This window comes from Bradyrhizobium sp. (assembly GCF_049581145.1).
Lineage (GTDB): Bacteria > Pseudomonadota > Alphaproteobacteria > Rhizobiales > Xanthobacteraceae > Bradyrhizobium.
In genome coordinates this window covers 1-4,468 of record NZ_JBAURI010000228.1, presented here as the reverse complement: position 1 = coordinate 4,468, position 4,468 = coordinate 1, and the positions used below count along the sequence as shown (strand labels likewise).

At 61.5% G+C, this 4,468-nt stretch carries 6 protein-coding genes; 3 read left to right on the top strand and 3 right to left on the bottom strand.

Annotated features, from left to right (window positions below):
- A partial coding sequence (locus tag WCB02_RS07535; protein ID WP_423957217.1) for a hypothetical protein occupies positions 1–198 on the bottom strand: 198 nt, incomplete at its 3' end.
- Between the two features lie 870 nt (positions 199–1,068).
- Positions 1,069–1,494 (bottom strand): GFA family protein, encoded by a 426-nt coding sequence (locus WCB02_RS07530; RefSeq protein ID WP_423957215.1) that lies wholly within the window; start codon positions 1,492–1,494, stop codon positions 1,069–1,071.
- Between the two features lie 568 nt (positions 1,495–2,062).
- Here WCB02_RS07530 and WCB02_RS07525 point away from each other — a divergent pair.
- The 3 genes from WCB02_RS07525 (at position 2,063) to WCB02_RS07515 (ending at position 3,689) form a co-directional block, all read left to right on the top strand.
- Positions 2,063–2,329: a hypothetical protein gene (locus WCB02_RS07525; RefSeq protein WP_423957214.1), complete on the top strand. Its 267-nt coding sequence runs from the start codon at positions 2,063–2,065 to the stop codon at positions 2,327–2,329.
- 250 nt (positions 2,330–2,579) lie between these two features.
- On the top strand, positions 2,580–3,182 hold the full coding sequence (locus tag WCB02_RS07520) for a hypothetical protein (protein ID WP_423957212.1): 603 nt from the start codon (positions 2,580–2,582) through the stop codon (positions 3,180–3,182).
- Between the two features lie 276 nt (positions 3,183–3,458).
- Positions 3,459–3,689, top strand: a complete 231-nt coding sequence (locus tag WCB02_RS07515; RefSeq protein ID WP_423957211.1) for a hypothetical protein — start codon at positions 3,459–3,461, stop codon at positions 3,687–3,689.
- A gap of 391 nt (positions 3,690–4,080) precedes the next feature.
- Here WCB02_RS07515 and WCB02_RS07510 read toward each other — a convergent pair.
- Positions 4,081–4,468 (bottom strand): hypothetical protein (locus WCB02_RS07510; protein WP_423957209.1); only part of this gene is annotated, 388 nt, incomplete at its 5' end.

Genomic DNA, 4,468 nt, shown 5'->3' with positions numbered 1-4,468 from the left:
CGGCGACTCATCAACGCTTCGCGCCCGCTTCGCGAACATCATTTTTGAATTGCGAATATCCCTGCGGCGCAGGCGTTTCCTGCGATATTGACAATCGACAATGTCGATCTTTCGGGCGTTTCTCGCGCGGTCGTTCGCGCGCGTGATGCGATCGTCGCGAGAAGCGCCGCGCGCGCAAGCACATCGCTGCATCAACACTTCCTTAAGCGAGACGCTGTTTTTTTCAGTGCGTTGGTGTATTCGGAATGACGTGCATGTCGATTCCCGAGTGCACGCAGCGATTAAGCCATCTCACTTGATTAGGAGGGCCACATGGCGAAGAAAGCTAAGAAGGCGAAGAAAGCGAAGAGCGCAGTGAAGAAGACTGCGAAGAAGACCCGCAAGGTCGCCAAGAAGAAGAAGTAAGCTCGCTTGACAAGATCGCCGGCTGATTGATGCCGGCGCGTCATTGGAACCTCGGTTGATGTCTCCTGGTTCGAGCCTCTCGGTTCGCATCTCGAGGCGAGATGATCCGGCAGGTTCCGATCGACGAAAGAGGGTGTCGGCGAGACATCAGGTCAAACGGCTGGATCGAACTTTCGAAAAGCGCTTCGCGCCTTCGATGCCGGTCCGGCAGAAGAAACCAGTTTTCTTCGTTCGGTGCGGACCAAGCGAGGTCCGCAGTTTCAGCGGCGGTCGGTTGCCTCGGTTGAAATCTGGTCCTGACGTGTTCGCCGACGCCCTCGTTCCAGCCTTGGCTGGAACCGCGGCGCCGCCCGGCGTATCGCTCTGCCAAAGACATCATCCGCCAAGGCACATTTCCCCAAGGCAGCTTTTCCCAAGGCAGCTTCCCTCAAGGCAGCTTCCCTCAAGGCAGCCTCTTCCAAGCCATCGTTCCCAGCGATCCTCTGCCGAATCTCGCGAGCGATGCTGGCCGCGCTGGCCAAGGCCGGGGGGCCGGTGACGCGGCGGCCATCGCCGGCACCGATGTCAAGGCGCATCGCTTCGCACGCGGCGGCATCGAAGTCCGCAAAGACGTCAGCTTCCATGCGAGAGCATTGCCGGGCAGCCATCGGCTGACGGCGAGAGTTAGTCAGCCGGTATGAAGCGGAGTGTGCCTGCTCGACGCGTTGGCCTGCCGGTGTCGTTGGTATGATTGACGCCATCCATGACAGGCACCTCGGCGAAATCGAATGGGCTCACCCCGTCCAGGCAGGCCACATTTACGGCATACAGGTTCTGGTTAGATCGCCGTTGATGATGTGTGTATATTCCGCAGCGAGAACAGAAGAAGTGCCGCGCTGATCCGGTATGAAAGCGATAGCTCGTTAACGCATCCTCGCCCTGCAGGACCTCAAGCCCACCGATTTCCGCCATGACGACGACGGCGCCTCGCATTCGGCAGTAAGAGCAGGTGCAGCGGCGGATCGAATTGAAGCCGTCGCTGAGGGTCACCTCGAAACGCACCGCGCCGCAATGGCACTGGCCAGCCCGAAGGTTGGTGTCGCCCGCCATGTTGCCCGTGTCTCCTGTTCAGATCGCTTCTGCGCACGGTCTTGGCGACCGGGACTGATCTCGATACGAACCTATCTCCAGAATTTGAGCCGGACAATCCAGCAAAAACTCCCGCATGATGTGAGAAAAACTCACGCGAAGGCTCGATGCAAACCTCGACGCTGCGGTGTGTGAACCGGGTGGTGTCACCCGTCTCTGCGGCATGAGGTGAGAACGGCTCCCTGGGGTAGGACGCGAAACAACGTCAGGGCTGGCTGGGACCGGACCCTGACAGATCGGTGCCGCGCCGATTGCCGGTATGCCGAAGCCGGGGTTAACCGCCCCGCCCTCGAACCGGAAAAGCCCCAATCAAACAGCCGCGCAGCGGGCGCTCCGCACGGTTGCAGCCTTGGCGTTTACAGACCGTTCATTGCGATCGTTAAACTGCCTTTCAAATTTGATCGGCCATGATCGGCCCAACAAGCCGGTCAACGGCGCGGGCGTTTGGACGAGTGGATCGGGGCCGCGCTCGGAAGCAGGGCGGCAAAAAACAAGACAACAAGACAGGACAATAAAAAGGAGACCGAAGATGTTTCAGGGGATCATCGATCTGGACAGCGCAATTCCAGTGGACGCGACCGCGATTCCGGACGTGCTGTTCGAGCGCGGGCTGTACTGGGCAAGCGGGCGCTCGGGCGTCGTCAATCTCGTCGCCGCGCATAAATGGTTCAATCTCGCCGCCTTGAAGGGCCACGCTGACGCGATCCAGAGACGCCGCGAGCTCGCCGAACTGATGTCGGATGTCGAGATCGCAGCGGCCCAGCGCGAGGCGCGCGCCTGGATGACCTCGCAATAAGTCCAGCGGGCCGGACCGGGCCGCTCAGAGCGGCGGCTCCGCGCCGAAGGCGGGCGGCAACGGGCGTCGCCCGTAAAGCTACGGCAAGGCAAATATACGGGCGGGTAACCATGAGCTGCAATGATCGCAGTTCTTGGGGAACACGCGCCTGTCGGGATGACCGACAAGCGGCCGATGCCATCGGCAACGCTCGACGTTCGCGGTTGATACTCAGGCCGGGCGTCGCGTTGGTTGCTGATGGGGCGCGTGCATGGATATCCTGGTCGTCATTATCGTCCTGCTCATTCTGTTGTTCGCCGCGTCCTGGTCCGCCGCGCGATCTTATTTCATCAAGGGCCGGCTCGACGGCATGGAGGCGGCGGCCGTCGAGGTCGTGCGCGGCATCGGCTCTCACTATGAAAGCGTCGGCCGTCCGCTGCCCGAAGACGTCGCCAAGGCGCTCGACGCGCTGCGGACGTTCGCGCGCTCGACCTCCTGCGAGCAGAACATCAAGCGCTTCGAGGCGGGGTTGTGGGGTTTCGGCGACGCCGTCGGCGCCGCCTGCTGGCGCAGGGGCTATGAGGCCTGCCGGGAGAAGTTGTCGGCGCGACCGGACCGGATCCGCATCGATCTGCCGGTCGATCAGTTGCTGCACCTCGCTGCGCTCGCGCATCTCGGATTCAAGAAGATGATGCCGAACGATCGCGCGATCGAAACGCTGCGCTTCGAGGGCGAGGAGCACGCGATGGCGGTGGCCTATGCGGTCGAGCGGCTCGAGCAGGCGCTGCCCGAGGCCTACCGGCCTTCCGGCCATCTGGCGACGCGCCAGGCGATGATCCGGCATTGGTGGCCGCTGCAAAGGAAGCGCGCCTAGAGCATTTTCGGGAAAGGCATGCCCTCGGGGTGCGACCCGATCGGTGGACTCGGGCTTTCCGCAAATGCGACCGACAAGGAAACTGCAGGCGCGAGAAACGTGACGGGCGGAATCCGGCGCTGCTATGCCCGATTGGTGGAACAGCCCCGGCGCAAGCGGCTGGCCGAAAAAGCACCCGGTTGATCCGGCTCAATTGCTTTGCAGCGTCATCGGCCTATAATGATCATGCTCTCTCGGCCAGGCGTCGATCATACCATCATAAAAAGGGGAGCTACCATGAGTGCCCTCAACAGACATGTCGACAAGGCGGGCTCGGACCTCAGTGCGTTCCGACGGAACGCACCAGTTCCGGCGCAAGGCCCGATGTCGCAGCAGGCCTCGTTCGGTTCGCACGGCTACGACATGCATCCGCAGACATTTGTTCGTCTGGTCGGCTATCAGACGTCGGAAGCCGCGGAGCATCAGGCGGCGTTTTATGAGCGCGCACAGCCCAAGGCGGCGGCCTAAAGGCAGCTTGGGCGAACTCGCGGGCGCCTCGACGTGCTTGCTGATGTCTGGAAGCGCAGTTGCCTGACCGCGTCAGGCACGATTCATTTTATCTTTACATCTGTCTTTGAGCTGGACGACCGCCGGCTTCACTGGCGGCGGTATCTCTGTCGATGGGTCTGGCCGCGTGTCCCGACACGAAGGCCAGTGCGATGAGAGGGCAATGAGAGGTGTGCGGTGTAGCCTACGAAAGCCACTCCACCGGCGCAGTGTCGGCAGTAGAGTGTAGTATCGCGTTTCATCCGGACGCTTCTCATCTCTGCCGGCTCGCGGAGTCTCGCTTAGGCGGCTGCCGCTGCCGAACCAGCCGATCAGTGCGCCCGATGGCCGAAAACTTCCTACCTTTCCACCCTCATGGAGCAAGGCCCCGCGCGATTGCGGCGAACAAAGCTGCTGTGACGATGGTGGACAGGATCAGTCGCGCGAGCTTTGGATGGCTTTTCACCAGCATTAGCATGGCACACCACCCAAAATTGCAAAATCGCAACATGGGCTCAATGTTGGAGCAATGCAAGCGAAGTGGCGCCATCTGGCGACGAATCGGCGGCCTGCCGCCGACCAGTCGAGCGTGTGAGCCGAGCGATTCCAAGAAACTTCTTGTTTCCAAGCACTCTGACTCCTCATCCCGAGGAGCAAGCCTTCGCCCGCAGGCGATGGCTTGCGTCTCGAAGGATGGTCGTTGCACAGGCGTCGCCTGCGGCCATCCTTCGAGGAGCATCGCTTGCGCGATGCTCCTCAGC

Coding starts and splice junctions, on each gene's coding strand:
- WCB02_RS07530 (WP_423957215.1), bottom strand. CDS start 1,494: ATGGCGGGCGACACCAACCTTCGGGCTGGCCAGTGCCATTGCGGCGCG.
- WCB02_RS07525 (WP_423957214.1), top strand. CDS start 2,063: ATGTTTCAGGGGATCATCGATCTGGACAGCGCAATTCCAGTGGACGCG.
- WCB02_RS07520 (WP_423957212.1), top strand. CDS start 2,580: ATGGATATCCTGGTCGTCATTATCGTCCTGCTCATTCTGTTGTTCGCC.
- WCB02_RS07515 (WP_423957211.1), top strand. CDS start 3,459: ATGAGTGCCCTCAACAGACATGTCGACAAGGCGGGCTCGGACCTCAGT.